Here is a 22,868-nt window from a genome sequence, read left to right on the forward strand (position 1 = left end):
GTTAACTTACAATTAATTGATTTTTAATATTATTTGTTTTAAAAACAGATTAAGTCGTAAACCAATGGCGGGTGCGATTGGCAAAGTACACTAAAGACAACATCACTGGCACTTCAACCAACACGCCCACCACAGTGGCCAGCGCGGCCCCCGAATGTAAACCAAAGAGCGAAATCGCCACGGCCACGGCTAATTCAAAGAAGTTAGAAGAACCTATCATGCTCGCGGGCGCGGCAATCGCATGGGTCAGTTTGAGCTTTAACGCCAGCCAGTAGGTCAAGATAAAGATGCCATAGCTCTGAATAATCAATGGGATGGCGATTAATAGAATGTTCTGCGGTTGGCTAAGGATGGTCTTGGCCTGAAAGCCGAACAGCAGCACAACCGTCGCTAATAGCCCAATCACAGACCAAGGTTTGAGTTTAGCCAATAACTGCGGCACAGCTGTGGCGTCATGGCGAGCCTCTAAACGTTTACGGGTCAGCACGCCTGCGACTAAGGGCAATAAGACATACAACACCACTGAAAGCAGCAGGGTTTCCCACGGCACTTGAATATCACTCACCCCCAGCAACAACGCAGAGAGCGGCGCAAATAAAAACACCATAATGATATCGTTTACAGAGACTTGCACTAAGGTGTAGTTAGGATCGCCCTTCGTCAGTTGGCTCCAGACAAACACCATGGCGGTGCAAGGGGCGACACCAAGGAGAATCATCCCCGCTATATATTCACCCGCCGTTTGCGGGTCGACCCAATCGGCAAACACCAGTTTAAAGAATAACCAGCCGAGTAAGGCCATGGTAAAGGGTTTAATCAGCCAGTTAATGGTCAGCGTTAGCAGTAATCCCTTCGGGGTCTTACTGACATCTTTGACCGCCGAAAAGTCAATTTGCACCATCATGGGGTAGATCATCACCCAGATAAATAACGCAATGATCAAATTCACATGGGCAAATTCAATCGCCGCAACGGCAGCAAATACATTTGGTGCGAGATTACCAAGCACAACCCCAGCGAGAATACTCAAGCCAACCCACACACTTAAATAACGTTCAAAGATCCCCATAACGACCTCTACTTATCTCTATCGAATCCATTACTTAACTTAACAGCAAGCTTTAGCACGTTCGGGACGAGCTCCCATACTGCACAGGTTCTGCATACTCTCAGCTAAAAACGCGCTGTTGGCCTCACAACTTTGCGCCAATACTTGCTGGCACCAAGCATTAAGCTCTGGATTAATTTGATAAAACACCCATTGGCCTTGGCGCCTATCGACTAAGATCCCTGCTTTTTTTAACTGCGCTAAATGCCGGGAGATCTTAGGTTGGATCTCCGACAGCGCGGCCATTAATTCACAGACGCACAGCTCCCCTTCCCGCTGAATAAGCAATAAACATTTCAGCCGAGTCTCATCGGCAAGGGCTTTAAAAAATGCGACGGGTTGCATCGAGTGCTCCCAAAATGATCAGATTACATATGGAATAAAGTATATATGAAAAAACATATATGCATAATCAAAATAAATTCTGTCTATAGCCTATTTAAATTTAAGAAGGATATTGTTTGAACAAGATCACATCAGCTAAATGGATATAAAAACCATCAATTGCAAATGATAATAGTTACTATTAAAATCCGTACTAAGCTAAAAGTTATGGTGCAATATGTTGTTTTCTCTTCTCTACCACATCATCAAACCAAAGCTCTGTAATCATAAAAACATTAGGTAATTGCCAAACTCCGGAGCCAATCCATATGTCTACTAAAGGCATTTTTCGTGTATCCCTTATTCAAATCGCCATCTTAAGTGTGCTTACTCAAACAGTTTATGCCGAAGAATCCACGCCCAATATCGAACACCTCGAAGTCAAAGGTATTCGCCAACCATTTCGGGGGGATGTGCCACTGAAAGCTCAGCCACAGGCGGTAGAAAGCCTGTCGATGGAGCAAATTAGCGATGCAGGTATATCGACGCTGATGGATGCACTGGATTTATCGAGCTCAGTCAATCGTCAAAATAATTTTGGTGGTATGTGGGATAGTTTCGCCGTGCGCGGCTTTGTGGGCGATGAAAACGTCCCCTCGGGTTATCTAGTTAATGGTTATGATGCGGGACGTGGTTTTGGTGGTACCCGTGATACTGCGAACGTAGAAAGTATCGAGATTATGAAAGGTCCAGGATCTGCTCTTTATGGCCGTGCAGAACCTGGCGGCACCATAAATATCATCACCAAAAAACCTAAACTCTTCCAAGAAGGCTATCTGCAAGCCAGTGCTGGTCGCTGGGATAATTACCGTCTTGAGGGGGATTATACTAACGCCATTACCGATGATTTAGCCTTTAGGGTTAATGGTGCAATTGAAGATAAGGGCAGTTTCCGCAATCCCGTTGATTCGGAAAAACGGATTTTAACCCCCTCTTTGCTTTGGGTAGCCAGCGATACTACGCGCCTAAGCTATGAACTGGAATATGCAAACCAAAAAGTCCCCTTCGACCGCGGGATTGTGGCTATTGATGGCGACATTAAAGCCTTACCCATTGATAGATATCTAGGTGAAGCCAGCGATGGTGCAACCCAAATAGATTTGTTAGCCCACCAATTTACCTTAGAACATGACTTTGGTAATTGGAGTTTGTTATCGGGTATTAGCTACCGCGACACAGGACTTGAAGGCTACTCAAGCGATCCAGAGCTGGTGAAAAGTCGCCAAATGCTCAACATCGACGGTGAAACCCTCAGCCGTCAACATAACTACCGTAACTTCACCTCAACTGACTTATCGGGCCGCGTTGAGCTAAGCGGCAAAGTCGAGACCGGCGATATTAGCCACCACCTTCTCATTGGCGCAGACGGTTATCACTTCCATTTCGACAAATATTGGGAGCGTTTCCGCCCAGTAGCTGGCGATACCACTTACAGCATCAATGTTTACAATCCAGTTTATGGACAAATTGCGCCCGAAGGCGCCCTGCTCTACAACCAAGTAGAGACTCAGGATAACTACGGGATCTATCTTCAGGACCAACTCGATCTCAGCGAAAATTGGAAGCTCACCTTAGGTGGCCGCTTTGACAGTTTCGAGCAAAGCATTGAAAACCATAAAAATCAGACAGAATCCAATCAAACCCAAAATGTCTTTAGTCCAAGAGCTGGTATCGTTTACGAATGGCAACCTTGGTTAAGCCTCTATGGCAGTTACTCTGGAGGTTTTCGCCCTAACACAGGTTCTGATTATCGCGGTGTCGCATTCGAACCCGAAGAGAGTAAATCCTATGAGTTAGGTACTAAGTTTGAGTTAGAAAACCTGACAGGCTCTATCGCCCTCTTCCGCGCCGAAAAGAGTAATGTGCTAACTGCAGACCCTGTGAACTCAGGTTTTTCAGCGGCACTGGGTAAAGCCGATAGTCAAGGGATTGAGCTGGATTTGGCTGCCTACCTAACAGCCAATACTCAGCTGTTGCTATCCTACGCCTATACCGATGCCAAGACTGCTAACGATATTCTCAACGCAGATTGGGGCGTGAGCATTCCCGAAGGCAGTCGTTTAATCAACATTCCAAAACACAATGGTCATCTCACGCTAAAACATGATACTTCATTGTTTGGTTCCGATGCCTCCGCGGGAGCGACATTGCTTTATGTGGGCAATCGCTTAGGTGAAACCATTGATCCAAACTACATACTGCCGGCATATACCTTAGTGAATTTATTTAGCACCTACGCGTTAAATCAGGATGTTAGTCTGCAATTTAATATCACTAACCTATTCGACGAAGTTTACTATCAAAGCTCTTATTCATCGATGTGGACTATGCCTGGCGAGCCACGCAGCTACAAAGTCAGCGTTCGTTATAATTTCTAAGCACTGCTGATCCGTTTCCAATAAAAAAGCCCCTGCATCTTCCAGGGGCTTTTTACTCGGGCTCAATTACAAACCCCGCTGCCATTCCTGTCTTAAGGGAATGCTGCGCGGCGCGTTTATCGCCTGTTTGACCTGTGTCAGTAATTTGGTCTTGTCCTTATCTAATACTCCATTTAAGACAAGGTCACTACAAGCGTGTTGCTGCAACAGCGCAACACCACCTCAGCTATTGAAGAGCATGACCTAGGACTTCATCCCTGCAGCACGAACTTTTTTGTAACGTCGCCAGCAATGACTCGAAAGTTTATCCCTCTTAGCTCTTGCCCTGCACTGGGCCATAGCCACTTTCACTATGCCATGAAGACAAAAGCCAAACATCGCTAGCGAGTGACAAAAAATAGGTGTCAAAATTTAGACATTGCCATTTTTATTTGACTCACACCAATAACTGGCTGTTTCTGTATCCAAAAACATTTTCAACAATAAACTAACTGCTAAATGAATGAAAAACAGTCAAAATTCAGCCTGGTTTAACCAGTATATTTTTTGAACAATTTTATTTCTTTCATTTCAACGATATCAGCTTAAACCCGCATTCTTACTGGGTTTTAGCCTATATACATTCATTTTTCTCTATCCTAGAATGCCCCCGCGAAACAGCTCAAAAACTGTTTGCCTTGTTAAATGGAACTTATGTCCCCTAATTGAACGTTAGTGCCCATAAGTTTCACGTTTTGCCCTAAACCTGAAGAGATAAACAATGAAATACTCTGCCATGATGCTAAGCAGTTTACTGCTCACCAACACTGTCCTCGCTGCAGATATACGTCCTTTTGAAGGCACGCTGTCCCTCGAGGTGGAAGATTTCCCGGAGCATGCCATTGAAACGTTTCGTCTCCACGGTAAACAAGGCGAAGTACATGATTTAGCCTTAGCATCGACACCTCGTTGGTTAAAACCCGGTCAAAGCGTCCGTGTGTTTGGCCATGCTAATGGCAAACAATTGCAGGTGAGTGATAGCAGCGTCAGCTTACTGCAAAGCAATGAAACGACTTCTTCGGCTCAAACCGTCAACTCGGCCATCACACCGATCAGTGGCAACAGAAGCGTATTAGTGGCGGAAGTCAACTTTGCGATCAATCCGATCGTAAAACTGACTGAAGCCGAGATCCAAGATCTGTTGTTTAATCAATCTTCGGCCTTCTACGAAGAAAACTCCTATGGCGCAGTTTCCCTCTTGGGCGACACTACCAGCCCAGTTACAGTCGATGTGGATGTCTCTGTATGTAACACAGACGCCGTTGCCTTAGCCGCAGACCAAGAACTCAGTGCCCGTGGCTTTAACCTCAATAATTACGACCATGTCATGTACTTGATCCCGACTCACCCTAAGTGTACTTGGTCAGGTAAGGCCAATGTGGCAGGCAAGCGTAGTTGGATCAAACGAGTACAGTTATCCACGATTAACCATGAATTAGGGCACAACCTTGGCTTATTCCATGCCAATAAAAAGGATTGTGGTGCCGTTACCACCGCTGACAGCAGCCAATGCACTATCACTGAATATGGCGACTATCTCAGTGCAATGAGTGGTACTAATACACCTAAGCATTTCAATGCATTCCATAAGGAGCAATTAGGTTGGCTGAGTGGCGATCGCATCAAAACCGTCACTGCCGATTCTCGGGTGACCCTATCTCCCGTAGAGGCTGAGGGTAACTTCCCCCTGCTGTTAAAAATTCCCAATGGCCAAGATTCTTCAGGTAACGAGCTGTTTTACTATGTTGAATATCGCCAGCCAACCGGATTTGATAGCTCACTGGCCACCGAAGCTGCCGCTATGCTCAATGGCGTAAGATTACGTGAAGGCGCTAGCAACAATGCCGCTAGCAGCTTTTTGCTTGACCCAACACCAAACAGCAGCAGCTATGATTGGGATGACATCAGCTTGGCTCCAGGACAATCCTTTGAACAGCAAGGTGTCCGTATCGATGTCGTCGCATCAGACGCTTCTTCTGTCACCTTAGATGTAGTCATGCAAAACAGTACTGCTCAGTGTATCCGTGGCACTAGCAGCTTGACGGTACAAGCGGCTGTCTCACAATTGCAACAGGGGCAACAAGGTTCAGTCGATTTGCTGCTCACCAACAATGACAGCAGCGCCTGCCCAGAAACCACTTACAGCCTGACAACCCAAGCCGATGCGGGTTTATACGCAAACTTAGCAAACAACAATGTGACACTTGCGCCACAAAGCAATCTGCATCTGACACTGTCGTTAGAAGCGCTGCAAGCGAGCGGTAGCAATACTTGGAAAGTGATTAGCAGCAACCAAACCAGCTCACAGCAAGCGGTGAGTTCAGGTAGCGTACTGTTAACTGCGGCAACCAGTAATACTGCGCCACTCGCTGTGAATGATGATTTCAACGATATCAGCGCCAGCACTGTATTGAATGTGCTGACCAATGACAGCGATTTAGATGGAGACAACCTGTTTATCAGTGGCACCACTCAAGGACTGAATGGAAAAGTAACTGTAAACGCTAACAATACCCTGACCTATGTGCCCTCTAAGCGCTTTAAAGGCAGTGATAGCTTTAGCTACACAGTGAGTGATGGCAAACTGACCGCAGTCGCAACTGTCACTATCAGCCCTAGCACCACAAGCGGCGGCACGACGGATACCAGCACAGGTACTGGTGGCAAAGGTAAAAATAGATAATATGAGCAAATAAAAAGGGCCGTAATGACGGCCCTTTTTGCTAATACACAACTCAGTTAACTATTCTTGCACGGGTAATGGACACAAGTCGCAGCTCGCGGTATCCGAGTTACCAATTGTCGCTAAATCGCCCGTATCGACCACAGGAGAAGTCGCCCTCGCCGTTGCGGTGTTAGACAAAGTACCGTCGGCACCTGTGGGTAATGTGCTTGGGAAGTAATGGCTTTGGGTTAACTCACAAACATTTCCCCCAAAGTTACCTTCCACTTCACCCGCCGTATTGGTACACATTAGGCTGTTACCATCGCAGCTATAACCCGAGCCACAATCGTTGTTGGTCAAGCACTGTTTCGCAAAATCCAAACTGAATGTGGCATTTAAACTACTGTCCACAGAGTCGGTCAGAGAGACATCCAACGGTGCATCCCCCGTGTTACAGACGGTAATGTCGTAGTCTTTTCGCAGAGCGACCAAACCGCTGTTTTCTGCCAATGAAACGCTACAGTTTTTCACAATGGACAACATAGGACTCAACGCCAACGAATCGCAGGTTGCAGTGTAGGGATCGGCACTAATGCTAGCAGAGCCAAAGCTCACACTGGCATCGACAGTGTTAGTACCACCATTCACATCAGAGATGTAATACCCTGTATAGGTCAGCATTTCGTTAGGAGCCCAACCATCAGCACCATTAGCAAACGCGCTCAAGGCTTGGCTAATGCTAAATGCATTACCGTTGCTAGGTGTATCGTTGATGGTGACCGTTTCACCGGCACCAATGCTACCAACCCCGGTATTAGTGAGTTGCAAGGTGTAATCGATACGGAATTGATTACTGCCGGTCAGCTCTGTCGCACTACAGGTTTTCGCAATCGCAATACTACAGAGAGGGAAATCGCCGCCTAAAAAGTCCTTCAATTGGGCGGTTTCAGAACGAGACGACCGGGTTTCAATCAAGAAGCTGCTAAAACAAGGGATCTCATTCACACCCGCCGCCAAGAAGGCTTGGGTTACATTCAAACGACCTTCAAAGAAGGATTCATAGGGATAAGTGTTAGGTATGCCCGCTTTGTTTTCATAGGGCCACAAACCATTGGCCACGCCAGCAAGTTCGGAGTTTTCATTGGTAATGGCACAGGCTACGCCAGTATCACCAGCGGATAAACATTTGGCTCCGGCATCGCCAGAGGCATAGAGCAATTCCAAATGTTCAGAGACATCACCACCCGAATTCACCCAGCGCATCACTTGTACAAAGGGCACAGAGTTCGAGTCCTGAGGGTATTCCATGATGATAAATAAGTCGTTTTCTTGGTGTTGTCCGGTAAACTTATTACCTGGGCCTGGGCCGACTTTATCTTGGAAGAACCAAAATCCCATAATAGCGTCACCATTGTTGGCATAACGCTCTGCACCAAAGTAAAACACTAAGTCATCACTACCACTGCCGTTATTAATAAAATAGGCAGCTGCATATCCATTGCGCAGGTCATCCTTATCGGGTACGGCACCGTCTTTGTACCACCATTCGGTCACATCTAAGGTGTCTTTCGAGCCCCCTTTCCAAAAAATCGTTTGTGGTGGCAAGTCGGCAATCACTCCTGTGGTGACATTCGCTGTACTGCTACCTAAGTTAATCGTTTGCCAATCATCGAGTGTAGTCTGCTTGACAATATTACCATCCAGCTCGACCTTATCTACCGTAGCCTGTACACCGTATACCATCAATGTGCAGACCCAAAGTAGAAGGGTACGAAACAATAATTTGAGTTTCATAACATTCTCCTCATTTCCTGTGGACGGAATCCCGCTGCACCCACCAACCTCTGCATATGCGCATTCCGGATTGTGAACATCTGTACTAAGCAAGCCACAAGCCAAAATTTAATGCATTGATATATAAGAAATTAAAGGAGATGACTGGATAAGGTGTGTCACAGCGATGAAGCAGACTGTCGCAGGATAAATAGACGAACTAAGGCACCTTGATCTGACACTTTTTCAGGAGTCGATAGAAGGTCGCTCTGGAGATATTTAAGGAGCGGGCGGCGGCGGAAATATTATGTTTATGATCGCTAATGGCTTTCAGTAATACTTCAGCCTCATGCTCTGCGCGGCAGCGCGCAAGATCTTGGCTGGTACGGTTTGCCGTGAGTGAATCTAGCCCTAACAACTGCGCAGTAATAATGCAGTCATCGGTTAAAACCATAGCCCGGCGGATCCGGTTACGCAGCTCGCGCACATTGCCCGGCCAATTGTAGTGTTTCATCGCACAGCGGGCGTCGTCACTAAAATGAAACTGAGTACAGTTGTCCGAATGTTCTAACAAGAATTGTTCAGCGAGCAGCATGACCTCATCACTATACTGTCTCAAACTTGGCACATGCAGGCGTAACACATTGATACGGTGATATAAATCATCACGAAAGCGGCCTTCGTCAATCGCGGCCTCTAAATCTTGATGGGAGGCAAATAACAAACGGCAATCCACTTTTATGGGCGCATTACCGCCAATTCGCATAATGTGTTTATCATCCAAAAAGTGCAGTAAGTTGACCTGTAAGTCTAAGGGGAGATCGGCAATTTCATCTAAAAACAATGTCCCACCATGGGCCTGCTCTAAATGACCGATATACCGTTTATCGGCGTCGGTAAAGGCACCTTTCTCATGGCCAAAGAGGGTGGAATGGATAAGCCCTGTAGGCAGCGCGCCACAATTTACTGTGATAAATGGCCCTTCGTGCCTTTTAGATAAACTATGTAAAGTTTTAGCACATAGTCCTTTGCCAGAGCCCGTTTCACCGCTCAGTAATACGGTTTCATCCGACTGACTAAATTTATGCAGCCGCTGACGCAGCTGCTGCAATAAGGGATGTTCACCCTTAATGGTCGTTAAAACCTTTGCCGGCCCCTTCCCTCCTTTCGATGGCGTCAGCTGCGCCATGCCCCAAGCGTGTCCAAGGGTATCGGCAAAGCGATTCCAATCAAATGGACGATGGTAATAATCAACAAAATTAGCGGCGCTGAGCCAGCTGCAATGCTGCTCCAAGGCGCTATCGGTAACGGCAATCCAATGCAAGGAGGGATATTCGGCTTGAATAATGGCAATTTCTTTCGCCAGCGCAGTTTGGTTAGTGTCGCTGATAAACGCAATGGCGACACGCAACTCATATTTTTGCAGCAATACTAAAGCTTCGGCCGCCGACACTGCTTTTACACAGTTCCAAGCCGCTTGTTTCAGTTCTTCACTACACTCCGGCAGACATTGCTCGGGGTCGAGTACTAACAACCACCGTTTCCAACGTGTTTTTGCGGGAGCAGGCTTACCGATGTCATCCATAGGAAGGGGTGGGAGATGAGCCTATTACTAATCAAGTCTAGAAGGACAATGGCCTCCCGACAAACCTGACCAGCATGAGTTAACTGGCTTAAACGCAGTAATTGCTGACGTTAAGCAGTAAGCTTAGCGACTTGATAGGCACAAAGCATAGTATGGGATTGAAAGGATTAATAAACCGCGATGACACAATCGATAATGCAAGTTGTTGCGCGCTGCTAACACTTTGCAGTGAATAGTTTTGATCGAATAGAGATTAAGCCATCACGCCCTCCCCATAGCACTTATGATGAGCTTGCAGTATCAAATCCACCTCGAATAAATCAACAGATTAAGGTTTTTGCTACTGCAAGCCTCTGCCGCTACGCGACTTAACCAGTGAGTTAAGCAATCACTTGATGGTAAGTTTCCACATGGAAAGACTCGACTAGCTCTGGCATCACCTCATGGAAATAATGCTGAATGGCATCCTTAGCGCAGTGCTCATCGAACGCGGCGATATCGACAAACTTCTCCACAAAAGTCACGCGGCGCGGTTCATCACGGCTGACGTTGAGCTCATAACGGATGCAGCCCGCTTCGCGGCGCGTATCGGGGATAAGCGAAGCGAGCGCCGCAATCAAGGCCTCGGTTTTACCTTCTTTCGCTAAAAAGCTCGCGACGCAAACGAGTTGTTGTTGATTGATTTTATAGTCCGTAACTGTAGTCATGTGATTTCCTTGATAAGGGTAAATTCAGCTAGTTAAAACAAGCTCACTTAGGCTGGTAGCGCATATCAATATGGGGAATGCCATCTTCCAAATACATGTCGGAACAGGTGCTAAACCCGAGTTTTTGGTAGAAGCTTTTCAGATAATCCTGAGCACCAATTTGGATCCCCGCAGCAGGCCAAGTGCTGAGTGCAGATTCAATCGCCCGTTGCATCAATGGCATTGCCAATCCTTTACCTCGTCCAGCGGATGACACAACGACTCGGCCAATACTGGCCTCGGGATAACTCAGCCCCGGAGGTAAAATGCGGGCATAGGTGAGTAACTCGCCTGCTGGCGATAGGCCAATTAAATGCAGGGTTTCAGGGTGTCTATCTTTATCGTCAAGCTCTGGATAAGCACAGGCTTGCTCGACCACAAACACATCGACTCTCAGTTTGAGAATCTCATACAAAGTGTTAGCAGTTAATTGATTAAATTTAAGATTTTGCCACTCGACTGAATCTTGTATCGACATAAAAAGGCTCTGCGTACGACCGGAAAAGAGCTCGAGTCTATCACAGGTCTACACATAAAAAAGCGCCTTAATCCTGGGGGAATTAAGGCGCAAGGGTTACGCATTGCGAAAACGAAATAAGCCTGTCTTAATCGACAACCGCATCGTGGGCGACTGGCCCTTGAGGTTTACGGATAAGCAGCACAGCCACCACGGCAATTAACAACAGAGCACCCATAATCAAAAACACATCGTTATAGGCTTGAATATAGGCCTGCTGACTCATGGTTTGCCCTAATAGCGCCTTGGCCTGCATCGAGGCGGTATAGGGATCTGAGCCGCCCTGTTGCAACATACTGGCGCTCTGATTCAAATAGTCCTGCGCCTGTGTGCTGACCGCAGGCAGAGACTCCTTCACATGGGCCAAATGACTGCGGGCCAAGTTATCGGTTAAGGTCGCCACCAACGCGATACCAAAGGCGCCGCCTAAGTTACGCATCACGTTCAGCACGGTCGAAGCCGAAGGATTCTCGTGGGGCTTTAAATGGGCCGTCGCCAACATGCCAATGGGCACTAAGATAAAGGGCTGGCCTAAAGCGCGCACCACTTGGGAGGCGATCATCTGCGGCCCGGCGTAATCGGCGGTCATTTGGCTATTCATGTAATAACTGAGGGCAAACATAAAAAAGCCGAAGGCGGCTAAATAACGCCCGTCGAAACGTTGCATTAACCGCGGCACTAATGGCAATACCAAGAGCTGCGGGAAACCCATCCACATAATGACTTCGCCGATTTCCAGCGGTGTGTAATCATGCACTTGAGACAAATAAAGTGGGATCAAATAGATAGCACCAAAGAGTGCCATCCCCAGCAAAAAGTAAGCTATGGTTGAAAGCACAAAATCGCGTTTACCGAGCAGGCGTAAATTCACTAAAGGATCTTTACGTTTAAGCTGGATCCACACAAACAGCACTAAATTCACCGCGGCAATGATGGCGAGATTGCGGATCAAATCCGAGCCAAACCAATCCTTGCGGTTACCTTCCTCAAGTACCACTTCGAGGCAGCCCATGCCTAGCGCCATGGTGACAATGCCCGCTAAGTCGGCATTTTTCAATTTGTCCCACACCACAGGGCGCTTTTCGAGACCATAGGCCAACATCGCCATCACCAGTAATCCGGGCGGCACATTGATATAAAACAGGTAATGCCAACTAAAATGCTCAGTTAACCAACCGCCTAGGGTTGGGCCAATCGAGGGTGCAAACGTCGCCGTCACCCCGAATAACGCCATCCCCACGGCACGTTTATTCTCGGGTAAAAATTCTAAGATCAGCCGAAACGCCAGTGGGATCAGCGCGCCACCAAAGAAGCCCTGCAACGCCCGAAAGGCGATCATGGCCTCGAGGTTCCACGAAATCGAACACAGGATAGAGGCAAAGATAAAGGCAGCGGTGGTCCACAGCAGGTAACGCCTGACCGAAAGCCCAGTGCTTAACCAGCCCGAGAGCGGGATCGCAATCATCTCGGCAACAAGATAAGCCGTTGAAATCCAACTACCTTCCTCCAGCGTCGCGCCAAGACTACCTTGGATTTCCTTCATCGAGGCATTGGTGATTTGAATATCGAGGATCGCCATAAAGGCGCCAATCAAACCACCGAAAACGGCAATCCACGAACGGCGACTACCGCGCTCATATTCGCTCGGTGTAGCCCCCGCGGCGATAGCCTCAGGTGCCGCAGCAATTGTGCTCATGTTAACGACCTACTTAGCGACCGACGATTGCAGCGATGGCTGTCGTCGGATGCGACGCAGTATCGACCTTAACCACGGCACTTAAACCGGGGACGACACGCGCCTCTTCTTCTGAGAGATCTAAACGGATCCGCACAGGGATACGTTGCACGATTTTCGTGAAGTTACCCGTGGCATTTTCGGCGGGCAGCAGACTAAATTTGGCTCCGGACGCCGGTGACAGACTATCGATAACACCTGTAAAGGTTTTGTCGGGAAACGCATCGAGACTGACCTGCACCGACTGTCCAGGTTGCATATGTTGGATTTGGGTTTCTTTAAAGTTCGCCGTGATCCACACAGCCCCATCCGGAACCAAACTGTAGAGTGCCTGGCCGGGTTGCACATATTGCCCCACCATAGCGCCGCGTTTACCAATCACCCCAGAGAAAGGCGCGGTCACGCGGGTATCATTAAGCTGAATTTTAGCCAGCTCCAATGCCGCATTCGACTGTTCAACCACAGAGCCTGCTTGATTAAGCTGGGCATTGAACACAGCCAGCTCACGCTCTTTAGCCACTAACAGTGCCTTGGCTTCATCTAGCCCAGCGGCAGCGGAATCAAAACCTGCTTGTAATTGGTCGACATCGTCCTGTGAGCTGTAGTTGCTGACTTTTAACTTTTTAGCTCGGCTTAACTGTTGCTCGGCACGCAGTTTGTCGGCCTGCGCCGCCACCACGCCCGCACTCGCTTGGCTGATCAACGCGTGCTGCAGTTCCACCTTAGCGGCTAAGGTTTGCAGATCGGCCTTAGCACTGGCGAGTGACGCCTCGGCTTGACTGACTTTAGCGCTAAACTGATTATCTTCTAGTTGCGCCAATAACTCGCCCTTGCGCACATGTTGGTTATCGGTCACATCGGATAACACCACATAACCTGGGACTTTCACGCTCACATGGGAGATATCGGCCTCCACATAGGCGTTGTCAGTGGTTTCGATAAAACGAACCTGCGTCCACCAGTAATAACCGCCACCCGCAACGGCGGCGAGCAATAGTGGAACGGCGATGATGAGTTTACTTTTGGACATGAATGACTCCTTGATTAGTGAGTGCTAGTGTACTACTGTCTCATCACGTTTATTAGATAGCTAAAAGTCAACCCACTGTTTCACAGGTGTAACAATCATGGATCTCAATCGTGTGCAGATATTTGCCCAAGTGGTCGAGCAAGGCAGCTTCACTGGCGCCGCTAAGGCCCTTGGTTTAACTAAGGCCACTGTCAGCCGCAAGATTGCCGAACTGGAGTCAGATACTGGTACCCAATTGTTATTCCGAACGACCCGCGCACTCAAACTCACCGAGGCGGGATCGAGTTACTACAATCGGATCAATAAGATCTTGAGCGATCTACAGAGCGCCGAAAATCAGCTCAGCGCCCATCAACAATTGATTAAAGGCAACCTAAAAATAGTGTGCCCCATCGAATTAGGCCAATTGTTCCTCGGGCCTATCTTCGCCCAGTTTTTAACCCTTTATCCCGATATCACCATTGAGGCTGAGCTCACTAACCGTAAGGTGGATGTGATAGAAGAAGGTATCGATTTGTTATTCCAAATCGCCGACTCGAGCGATACTCGTCTGCAGAGTTATTCCTTAGTTAACGCCTACAAATCCTTGATGGCAAGCCCAAGTTATTTAGCCGAACATGGCACGCCAAAAGTGCCGCAGGACTTAGCCAAGCATAAAGCGATCCGCTTACAGTCGGCGCATATCGAAGGTGCGTGGAAGCTGTTTGATGGCCAGTCTTGGGTGGTGATTGAACCCGTCACCCAACTCACGGTAAACAATGTCACTATTGCCCGCGAAGCCGCCATTGCGGGGCTTGGCATTACGGCCGTGCCGTCGATTATTGCGCAGGAGGCGATAGAGAAAGGCTATTTAGTGCCACTCCTCGACGATTACCCTATGGTGCAAACCAAAGTAGTGCTCAGTTATCCCAAACGGGCGTATTTACCGCGCAAATACCGTGTCTTTATCGAGTTTATTTATACCGCCCTGTTCAAACGCTGGGGTTCACAGGTATTAGAAGTGCCGGAATTTATTGGCCAGCAAGAACCCAATAACCCTCGTTCGACTTAACAATTGTAACCTTGCCGAGCTGAAATTAGCCGATGAAGGATAAATCCAGAATGTCAGAATTGCCTTAATCCTTAAGCCCCTATAAGCTTGGCAAGGTAACAGGCAGCAAAAGACCCTTAGGTTTTCCTGATACAGTTAACACAATAAAATTTAACATTTCATTTTTAATTTCGGAGGAAACCTAATGAGCTTAATTAAAGAGTTCAAGGCTTTTGCGTCCCGTGGCAATGTGATCGATATGGCGGTGGGTATTATCATCGGTGCCGCTTTTGGCAAGATAGTCTCATCCTTTGTGGCCGATATCATTATGCCGCCAATTGGGATCATCTTAGGTGGCGTGAATTTCAGCGATCTGAGCATAGTGTTGCAAGCCGCCCAGGGCGATGCACCAGCGGTGGTGATTGCTTACGGTAAATTCATTCAAACCGTTATCGATTTTACCATTATCGCCTTCGCGATTTTTATGGGCTTAAAAGCCATTAACAGCCTAAAACGCAAACAGGAAGAAGCGCCGAAAGCTCCACCAGCGCCGACCAAAGATCAAGAGCTGTTATCTGAGATCCGCGATCTGCTTAAAGCGCAGCAAGAAAAGTAAGCTAACGCTATTTTTTATCCGATTGATTGCAATAAAAAACCCATCGACTTCGATGGGTTTTGTTTTTATATAAGCGCTTAGCTTACTCGGGCACGTCGTGCACAGTTTCGCTATAGTCTTGCACCACTTCAGCAACGCGGATGCGATAAGAGTTAAATAAGCAAGGCACAATGCCAGATTGCTCAGCGATGCTGTGGGCCATTTGATTACGCCATTGGGTAAGAGAGGCCATATCATCCCAAAACGATAAGCTCAGCACCTTGCCATCGTCGGTTAAGCTCTGAAACCGTTCAATTGAAATCAGCCCCTGACGCCCTTCTAAATATTGGCGCATCTCGGCTGCCACGTGCAGATATTCTTCCTTGCCTTCTTTCGTGGGCACGACTTCAAAAATGACTGCGATCATAATGCTCTCCAAAGATAGTAATCCTTAATACCAGAGCTAAGCCTAGCCTAGATCGCGCACGATAGCTCACTGATTTTTAACTTTAACATTGAGCCTTGCCACAAAATGAGGTCAAGGCTCAGCATCCCACTAAGCTGATGACTTATCGTGGCGATATAACCAACGATACAGGGTCGGCAACACCAATAACGTCAGTGCCGTAGAGCTAAACAGCCCGCCGATAATCACCACCGCCAGTGGCTTTTGGATTTCACTGCCCACACCCGATGACACTAAGATGGGGATCAAACCCAAGGCCGAGGTCAAGGCCGTCATCAGTACGGGGCGTAAGCGGCCAACCGTGCCTTCGTAAACCGAGTCATAGAGCGACTCGCCGCTCTGTCTGCGCTGGTTAATCGAGTCCACTAATACCACCCCATTGAGCACCGCCACCCCAAACAGCGTGATAAAACCGATGGAGCTCGGCACCGACAGATAAGTGCCGCTGACAAACAGCGCCACGATACCGCCGATCAATGCCAGAGGAACGTTCGCCATGATCAATAAGACCTGCTTCACCGCACCAAAGGAGAAGTACAACAGCAAGGCAATCAAAGCGATGGAGACTGGCACCACCAACATCAGCTTTTGTTGTGCCCTCTGCTGATTTTCATACTGACCACCCACAATCACAGTATATCCCGCGGGCAAATCGGCCTGAGGCACCAGCGCATAGATATCCTTGACCACAGATCCCATGTCCCGCCCCGCCACGTTGGCTTGCACCACCACACGGCGCTGCACATCATCACGGCGAATATTCGGCGGCGCCATTTCCACCTCAACACTGGCCACTTCGCCTAACCGCACAGTGGCACCATTGCTGCCACTAAGGAGTAAATCCTTAATCACATCAGGGCTGCTGCGATACTCGGCTGCGAGGCGTAAATTGATGTCGTATCTCGCGTTACCGTCAATCACCTGTCCGGCGCTGGCGCCACCAATCCCTTGACTAACTAGCGACATCACTTGATCGACACTGATGCCATAGCGGGCAAGTTGCGCGCGGTCTGGCCGCACCACAAGCTGCGCCTCCCCACTCACCTGCTCGAGGGACACATCCACAGCGCCGGGAATTTTTGCCACCAGATCGGTGAGCACTTGACCCTTTTCAGATAAGACGTCTAACTCGGGGCCGAAAAGTTTAATCGCCAACTGTGCCTTTACCCCAGAGAGCAGCTCATCGACTCGCGTCGCAATCGGTTGTGAGAAGGTCAACAGCAGTCCAGGGAAGACACTGAGCTTTTCCTCCATCAGCCGTTGCAGCTCCAAACGCGAGTTAGCCGATTGCCATTCTTCGATGGGCTTAAGGCCGATATAGACTTCGATATTGCTGACAGGCTCAGGATCGCCGCCTAATTCGGGCGCACCGATACGGCTCAAGGCATATTCCACCTCGGGGAATTCCAGCAACATGGCCTCAAGCTTTGGCGCCACATCTAAGGAAGTGCCAAGGCTCGCGGTCGGCGCCAGCGTCACCCTCAGGTTAATGGTGCCTTCCTCTAGTTCGGGCACAAACTCAGTGCCTAGCCTTGGTAGCAATACCATACTCATTGCAAACATCAGCAGCGCGCTGATCATCACCAGCTTTGGCCGAGCAAGGGTTGCACTCAGCAGCTTGCGATAGTCCGAGTCCAAAGGGGCTAAGACGACGCTCTCCTTCAGCACAACGCCACGCTTAAACAGATAAACCGCCAGTGCAGGCACGGCAATTAAGGCCACCAGTAAAGCGGAAATCATCGCCAAAATAATGCTGACCGCCATAGGTTGGAACAACTTGCCCTCAACCCCTTCTAGCGCAAATAGCGGCGCAAACACCACAATGATGATGGCGGTCGCGAAGAAGATCGGACTGCATACCTCTTTCGCCGCCAGCATGATGCGCACGGCCATGCTATTATCCGCTTCTACAGCGTGAGCACTACCATCCTCATCACCATGGTATGGGTCGGCTTCGCCATCCGCGCGGCTTCTCGCTTGAGCTAAGTGTCGGCGGTCAGGCTGAGTTAAATGTTTGAAAATATTCTCAACCATCACCACAGAACCATCGACCAACATACCAATGGCCACCGCTAACCCGCCGAGGGACATCAGATTGGCAGACAAGCCATAGTAAGACATCACCATCAGCGCCAAACCAATGGATACGGGGATAGACAGCAGCACCAACAGGGTGGCGCGGATATTCACAAGGAACAGCGCCAAGATCACCACGATAAACACAAAGGCCATCAGCAACGCATCGCGCACTGTGGTAACGGCTTTATCTACTAAGTCCGCTTGGTCGTAAAACACCTCGAAGGACACGCCCTTAGGTAGCGCCTGCTCAATCAGATTAATCCGCGCATCGATATCATCAATCGTCGCCTTAGTGTTGGCGCCCATGCGCTTAAGCACCACGCCCGCCACTACTTCCCCCAAGTTTTGCGCCTGACCCGCCTCATCGCGGCGCGTCATAGTCACGGCCCCTACACGGATCTCACTGCCAAAATCGACCTGAGCAATATCACCCACTCGCACAGGCGTGCCACGCACTTCGGTCAGCGGAATTTGGGCGATTGCGGCAAGCCCTGCTTCACCCGCGGGTAACATGCCATAACCCCGCACCACCAATTGCTCTTGGCCTTGGTCCATAAACCAACCACCGGCGTTGCGGTTATTGCTCTCAAGCGCCTCGCTCACCTGAGCCATCGACAAACCATAGGCTCGCAACTTATTAGGGTCGACCTGTACTTGATACTGACGTACCTCGCCGCCAAAGGATAAAACATCGGTCACGCCGCCCACGGGCATCATGATCAGTTTAACGAGGTAATCGTTAAGGCTTCGCAGCTCGGCGGCATTAATACCCGAGCTAGGGTCAGCCCGCAGAATGTACTGATAAATCTGCCCCAAACCTGAAGTGTTAGGGCCAATTTCTGGCACGCCCACTCCGCTTGGGATCATCTCCCGCGCCGCCTGTAACTGCTCAAACACTTGCTGGCGAGCAAAGTAAATATCCGTGCCCTCGGCAAATACCACGGTCACGATGGACAAGCCAGTACGGGATAACGAGCGCACCTCGGTCACCGCCGGCAAGGCATACATGGCCGATTCGACCGGATAACTGATAAGCTTTTCCACCTCTTCGGCGGCCAAGCCCTCGGCCGCGGTATTGATAGTCACCTGTACGTTGGTGACATCGGGAAAGGCATCCAGATTCAGTTTGGGCAACATGGCCACACTAGCGGCCACCACAGCAAGCAGTGCCAGCACTACTAATAGCCGATTTTTAATCGCGGCTTCGATTGCTTTTTGCAACATAAAAATTCCTCGCGCATTCGCCCTAAGCCTTTAAAAAGGCGTAAAAAAGGGCTTGAGAAGGTTCGACTCATCGGCATTAGTGGGCATGAATATCAAAGCCAGCTTTGGCCTGCTCCGACGCCAAGAAAAATGCGCCTCCCACCACCACTTTTAGTTGTGCCTGTCGCGCCTTATCCAACTTGTCGCCGCGCACTAGGCTTAAGCCGCGCTGACGCTGCACTAGTTCCACCTCAATGGCTTCGAAACCATCTTCGTCTTGAATAAAGATCTGCCAATCGCCGTCACCACTGCGGGTTAGCGCCGCATCGGGCAAGACGATTCCAGAAGAGAAGCCTGATGATAGGTCGCTACCTTTAGGCGCATCGGCAAAATACAGCTCGGCAAATTGCCCCGCGTGCAGCACATGCTCAGGGTTTGGCATGCTGACTAAAATCTGCTCGGTGCGAGTCACACTATCCAGCTCATGGGAGCGGCCAATAATCTTGCCCGCCAGCGTTTTGTCCCCAACTTGCACCAACGCCGGACCACCGACATTCACATTGGCCGCCTGCGCCGGAGTTAATTGCGCTTCGACCCAAAGGTGCGATTCATCGGTCAATTGCATTAATGGTGTGCCAGCTGTGAACACTTGGCCTAGCATGGCGATATCCTGCTGCACACGGCCATCGATAGGCGCTAAAAGTTGATAGCTGCCGATAGCTTCTGGGGTCGACTCTAAGGTACGAATTTGTTCAGGGGTCATTTTGATCGCCTCTAAAATCGCTCGCTTCAGTTCGGCATCGACCTGCGCCTGCATTCTGCGGCTCACACTCACAGCGCCCTCACTCATACGGCGCACTCGACTCCACTCGGCGGCGGCATTGATATATTCCGCCTGCGCCTTGGCGACTTCTGCACCGCCTAAGGTCAGTAAGGGCTCACCTTTTTTCACCTCTTGGCCGGGCACCACATGGCGCGCCTGCACCCGCACATCCAGCTGCGGTGCTAAGGTCGCGGTTCTATCACGGTCAACCACTAGAGTGGCGGTCGCAATAGTATCGAGGTTGAGATTGCTAAAACTTAAGCTATCGCTGCTCAGGGGCAACAGGCGCACGCCGGCAAGTTCCAGCTGCGCAGGCGTAAAAGTAAGTGCCTGCTCACCATGGTCATCTTCCGTCGCGGAAGCGCTTTTTTCTGCCTTATTGGTGACCTTTTCAGCGTCGTGATCATGGCCTTCGCCCGCGAAGGTTGGCGCCGTCAGGGTTAAGGAGGCAAGCATCAAGGCCAAGGCTAAACGAGAAGGAGTAAATAACGACCTTAAGCCTTCAGCAGAAACTGTGCCCAACGTTTGGAAAGACGATTTTTGAGTAAATGAATTCATAGTGTTACCTCACGATTACTTTGCTGGCACGGCATTTGTGGAAGAAGTGGAACTTGATTTGTCGACGGATTTGTCGGCTAAGGTGTCAACCACGGGCAGCAGCTGACCGCTGTCCCCCATCCAAGTTAACCAACTCTGATAAATTGCCGTTTCGAGGTTTAAACCGACCAAATAACTGGTCGCGAGCTGGCGCCGACTCTGCAAATACTCGCTAGTACTCACATCCCCCGAACGCCACAGCTCACTTAAGGATTTAGCGGCTTTACTCCCCGAGGCTGCGACTCGCTCACGCCAATCTTGGTAGCGCGCCAGTAAACGGGGTAAAGCATTGGTAAATTGTGCCTGTTTGGCCGTAAGTACTCGCTCACGGGCTAAGTAGTTCTGCTCCGCGATAGCGATCCCCTTGTCGGCAACCGCCTGTAACTCACTGTAGTTATTCCGCACCTGCAAAGGGATGGCCACGCCGACGCCAAACTTGTTGTCATCGCCTTCCTTTTCAACACCGAGGTTGATGGTGGGATCGGCCGCCGTGTCCGCCTTAACCTTCATGGCATTGGCCTTGGCCAGCAGCACCTGTTGATGGGCACTGGTCAATGCGGGTAAATTCACTTTCGGGGTCAATTGCGTCACCCATTGACCAATTTCGGGGATAAACTCCCTAAATCCCAGCTTATCGACTCCGAGTAATTCGATGACTTTGCCATCGGCCACTAACGCCGCTTGCTCGGCCAGCGCATAATCGGCGGTGTTACTCGCCAATTCGAGCTTTAGCAGTTGCAACTCAACATCGGATAAATCCCCCGCAGCAAAGCGCTGCTCGGCAATATTGAGCTGTGCCTGTGTAAACCTTAATTGCTGCTCGGCGAAGTTCAGCGCCTTATTGCTTTGTGCTTGCTCGGCCAGTGCCAATAGCCGCTCGGCCAACATCTGACTGCGCTCTAGCTGTATATCCGCTAACAGGATTTGCGCCTCGAGCTGGGCAAGGCGAGTCGCCACGCCGCGCTTATCGCCCCAATCTAGGGTTTGGCTCAGCCCTAGGCTGTAGGTATCTGTGTCGGCGTTTTGATAATTGAGTCCAAGCTCTGGGTTATAGATGGCGCGATCCGCCGCCGCAATGGCGAGCTCAGCCTGTTGCTGCCGAGCAATTTGCGCCTGCACTTCGGGTAACTGATTAATTTGCTTGAGTAACTCAGGCAACCACTGCTTGAGGGAAGCTTGAGTTTCTTCGGTTAATAGCTCGCCTTGCGCTAATAAAGTGCCTTCGGCATTTAGCTCGTTCACCTCAAGGCTTGAGGTTGCTGCAACAGCAGAGTGAACCTGTCCGCCAACGAGCACGAGTGTGCTAAACAGGCCAAACAAGGTCTGGGCGATAATGGTTTTCTTCATCGCAATTCCTAACAATATCTAAATAGGACTGGCCCCACGCAAGAGACGTGTGAATACCAATCGAAAGCTCCCCAAAAGCGTAAAATGTCGAATAAGCTCAAAGCGCTAGCGCGAGCCAAGGCCGTGTAGACCAGTTATCGATGCTGTGGGGATAAATTAAGGGCTTATGGCTGCGCACAATAACGAAGCGATAAGCAGATATTGAAGGTTAAGCGATGGGAGGGCGGTACTTAGGTAATTGATCGGGAGGGAAATAGGCTAAATCCGTTGGTACATAAGCCGTTTCAAACGCGATAGACGTTTGGCTGTAGGAATGGGATAGCAGCGCCACATGACCGCCATGACATTGGCAATCGAGGCAAAGATCAAAATTTTGAATTTCAGTGGTTTGCACTAAATGTGAGTGGCCACTAGCACTGGCAGTCGATACGCCCGCCTTGAATGCGGCTTCGCCAAACTGCTCGGCGCTGAATCCGGGAGTCTGCTCATTGGCACACACACAATCCACACATTGGGCTAAGATGGTCACGGGAGCACTAAATTGGAGATGGGGATGATTTTCGGCTTCTTCGGCGCCATTACCCGCATGTAACTGATGCGCACCCAAATTCGCTCCCGCAAATTGCAGCACGATAATGGCTATCAGTAGGGTCACCATTCGGCTAAAGAATGGCTTGGCGGTCGAAATCAAATATCACCTTTGGACGATTCAGTAGGTTGTTAAGCAATAGCTTGTGCAAACTTCAGACAGGGATTTTAAGCATAAGT

17 protein-coding genes and 1 pseudogene are annotated in these 22,868 nt (G+C 49.4%); 4 read left to right on the plus strand and 14 right to left on the minus strand.

Going from position 1 to position 22,868, the window contains the following annotated elements:
• Positions 1–49: 49 nt before the first annotated feature.
• Together arsB and B5P39_RS13250 are read right to left on the minus strand one after the other, a co-directional pair.
• Positions 50–1,069, minus strand: coding sequence for an ACR3 family arsenite efflux transporter (gene arsB / locus B5P39_RS13245; protein ID WP_088211829.1), 1,020 nt, complete (start codon positions 1,067–1,069; stop codon positions 50–52).
• A 39-nt stretch (positions 1,070–1,108) separates the two neighbouring features.
• Positions 1,109–1,453, minus strand: a complete 345-nt coding sequence (locus B5P39_RS13250; protein ID WP_011715734.1) for a metalloregulator ArsR/SmtB family transcription factor — start codon at positions 1,451–1,453, stop codon at positions 1,109–1,111.
• Between the two features lie 308 nt (positions 1,454–1,761).
• On the opposite strand from B5P39_RS13250, the gene B5P39_RS13255 reads away from it, so the two are divergent.
• A complete protein-coding gene (locus B5P39_RS13255; protein ID WP_088211830.1) occupies positions 1,762–3,870 on the plus strand; it encodes a TonB-dependent siderophore receptor in 2,109 nt (702 codons plus the stop codon).
• Between the two features lie 66 nt (positions 3,871–3,936).
• Here B5P39_RS13255 and B5P39_RS25175 read toward each other — a convergent pair.
• Positions 3,937–4,174: pseudogene (locus B5P39_RS25175) on the minus strand (hypothetical protein); the annotation flags it as partial.
• A gap of 456 nt (positions 4,175–4,630) precedes the next feature.
• On the opposite strand from B5P39_RS25175, the gene B5P39_RS13265 reads away from it, so the two are divergent.
• A complete protein-coding gene (locus B5P39_RS13265; protein ID WP_088211831.1) occupies positions 4,631–6,592 on the plus strand; it encodes an Ig-like domain-containing protein in 1,962 nt (653 codons plus the stop codon).
• Between the two features lie 60 nt (positions 6,593–6,652).
• Here B5P39_RS13265 and B5P39_RS13270 read toward each other — a convergent pair whose 3' ends face one another.
• The 6 genes from B5P39_RS13270 to B5P39_RS13295 all read right to left on the minus strand — a co-directional run bounded on the left by B5P39_RS13270 (position 6,653) and on the right by B5P39_RS13295 (position 13,960).
• Complete coding sequence (locus B5P39_RS13270) at positions 6,653–8,368, minus strand: hypothetical protein (RefSeq protein ID WP_088211832.1); 1,716 nt, start codon at positions 8,366–8,368, stop codon at positions 6,653–6,655.
• Positions 8,369–8,567: 199 nt separating this feature from the next.
• On the minus strand, positions 8,568–9,881 hold the full coding sequence (locus B5P39_RS13275; protein ID WP_254915784.1) for a sigma-54-dependent transcriptional regulator: 1,314 nt from the start codon (positions 9,879–9,881) through the stop codon (positions 8,568–8,570).
• 431 nt (positions 9,882–10,312) lie between these two features.
• Positions 10,313–10,639, minus strand: a complete 327-nt coding sequence (locus B5P39_RS13280) for a putative quinol monooxygenase (protein WP_088211834.1) — start codon at positions 10,637–10,639, stop codon at positions 10,313–10,315.
• A 43-nt stretch (positions 10,640–10,682) separates the two neighbouring features.
• Positions 10,683–11,156 carry a GNAT family N-acetyltransferase gene (locus B5P39_RS13285; RefSeq protein WP_088211835.1) on the minus strand — a complete coding sequence of 158 codons (474 nt, stop codon included), beginning with the start codon at positions 11,154–11,156 and terminating at the stop codon, positions 10,683–10,685.
• Between the two features lie 127 nt (positions 11,157–11,283).
• Positions 11,284–12,891: a DHA2 family efflux MFS transporter permease subunit gene (locus B5P39_RS13290; RefSeq protein WP_088211836.1), complete on the minus strand. Its 1,608-nt coding sequence runs from the start codon at positions 12,889–12,891 to the stop codon at positions 11,284–11,286.
• A 13-nt stretch (positions 12,892–12,904) separates the two neighbouring features.
• Complete coding sequence (locus B5P39_RS13295) at positions 12,905–13,960, minus strand: HlyD family secretion protein (protein ID WP_088211837.1); 1,056 nt, start codon at positions 13,958–13,960, stop codon at positions 12,905–12,907.
• 97 nt (positions 13,961–14,057) lie between these two features.
• On the opposite strand from B5P39_RS13295, the gene B5P39_RS13300 reads away from it, so the two are divergent.
• Together B5P39_RS13300 and mscL are read left to right on the plus strand one after the other, a co-directional pair.
• On the plus strand, positions 14,058–15,011 hold the full coding sequence (locus tag B5P39_RS13300) for a LysR family transcriptional regulator (RefSeq protein ID WP_011621324.1): 954 nt from the start codon (positions 14,058–14,060) through the stop codon (positions 15,009–15,011).
• Between the two features lie 184 nt (positions 15,012–15,195).
• On the plus strand, positions 15,196–15,606 hold the full coding sequence (gene mscL, locus B5P39_RS13305; protein ID WP_011621323.1) for a large-conductance mechanosensitive channel protein MscL: 411 nt from the start codon (positions 15,196–15,198) through the stop codon (positions 15,604–15,606).
• An 82-nt stretch (positions 15,607–15,688) separates the two neighbouring features.
• Here mscL and B5P39_RS13310 read toward each other — a convergent pair whose 3' ends face one another.
• The 5 genes from B5P39_RS13310 to B5P39_RS13330 all read right to left on the minus strand — a co-directional run bounded on the left by B5P39_RS13310 (position 15,689) and on the right by B5P39_RS13330 (position 22,758).
• A complete protein-coding gene (locus B5P39_RS13310) occupies positions 15,689–16,012 on the minus strand; it encodes an antibiotic biosynthesis monooxygenase family protein (RefSeq protein ID WP_088211838.1) in 324 nt (107 codons plus the stop codon).
• A 129-nt stretch (positions 16,013–16,141) separates the two neighbouring features.
• Positions 16,142–19,354: an efflux RND transporter permease subunit gene (locus tag B5P39_RS13315; protein ID WP_088211839.1), complete on the minus strand. Its 3,213-nt coding sequence runs from the start codon at positions 19,352–19,354 to the stop codon at positions 16,142–16,144.
• Between the two features lie 76 nt (positions 19,355–19,430).
• Positions 19,431–20,714 (minus strand): efflux RND transporter periplasmic adaptor subunit, encoded by a 1,284-nt coding sequence (locus tag B5P39_RS13320; protein ID WP_088211840.1) that lies wholly within the window; start codon positions 20,712–20,714, stop codon positions 19,431–19,433.
• Between the two features lie 15 nt (positions 20,715–20,729).
• Positions 20,730–22,100, minus strand: coding sequence for a TolC family protein (locus B5P39_RS13325; RefSeq protein ID WP_088211841.1), 1,371 nt, complete (start codon positions 22,098–22,100; stop codon positions 20,730–20,732).
• A 208-nt stretch (positions 22,101–22,308) separates the two neighbouring features.
• Complete coding sequence (locus B5P39_RS13330) at positions 22,309–22,758, minus strand: hypothetical protein (protein ID WP_176399941.1); 450 nt, start codon at positions 22,756–22,758, stop codon at positions 22,309–22,311.
• Positions 22,759–22,868 lie beyond the last annotated feature (110 nt).

This window comes from Shewanella sp. Shew256 (assembly GCF_002196695.1).
GTDB classification, from domain to species: domain Bacteria; phylum Pseudomonadota; class Gammaproteobacteria; order Enterobacterales; family Shewanellaceae; genus Shewanella; species Shewanella mangrovisoli.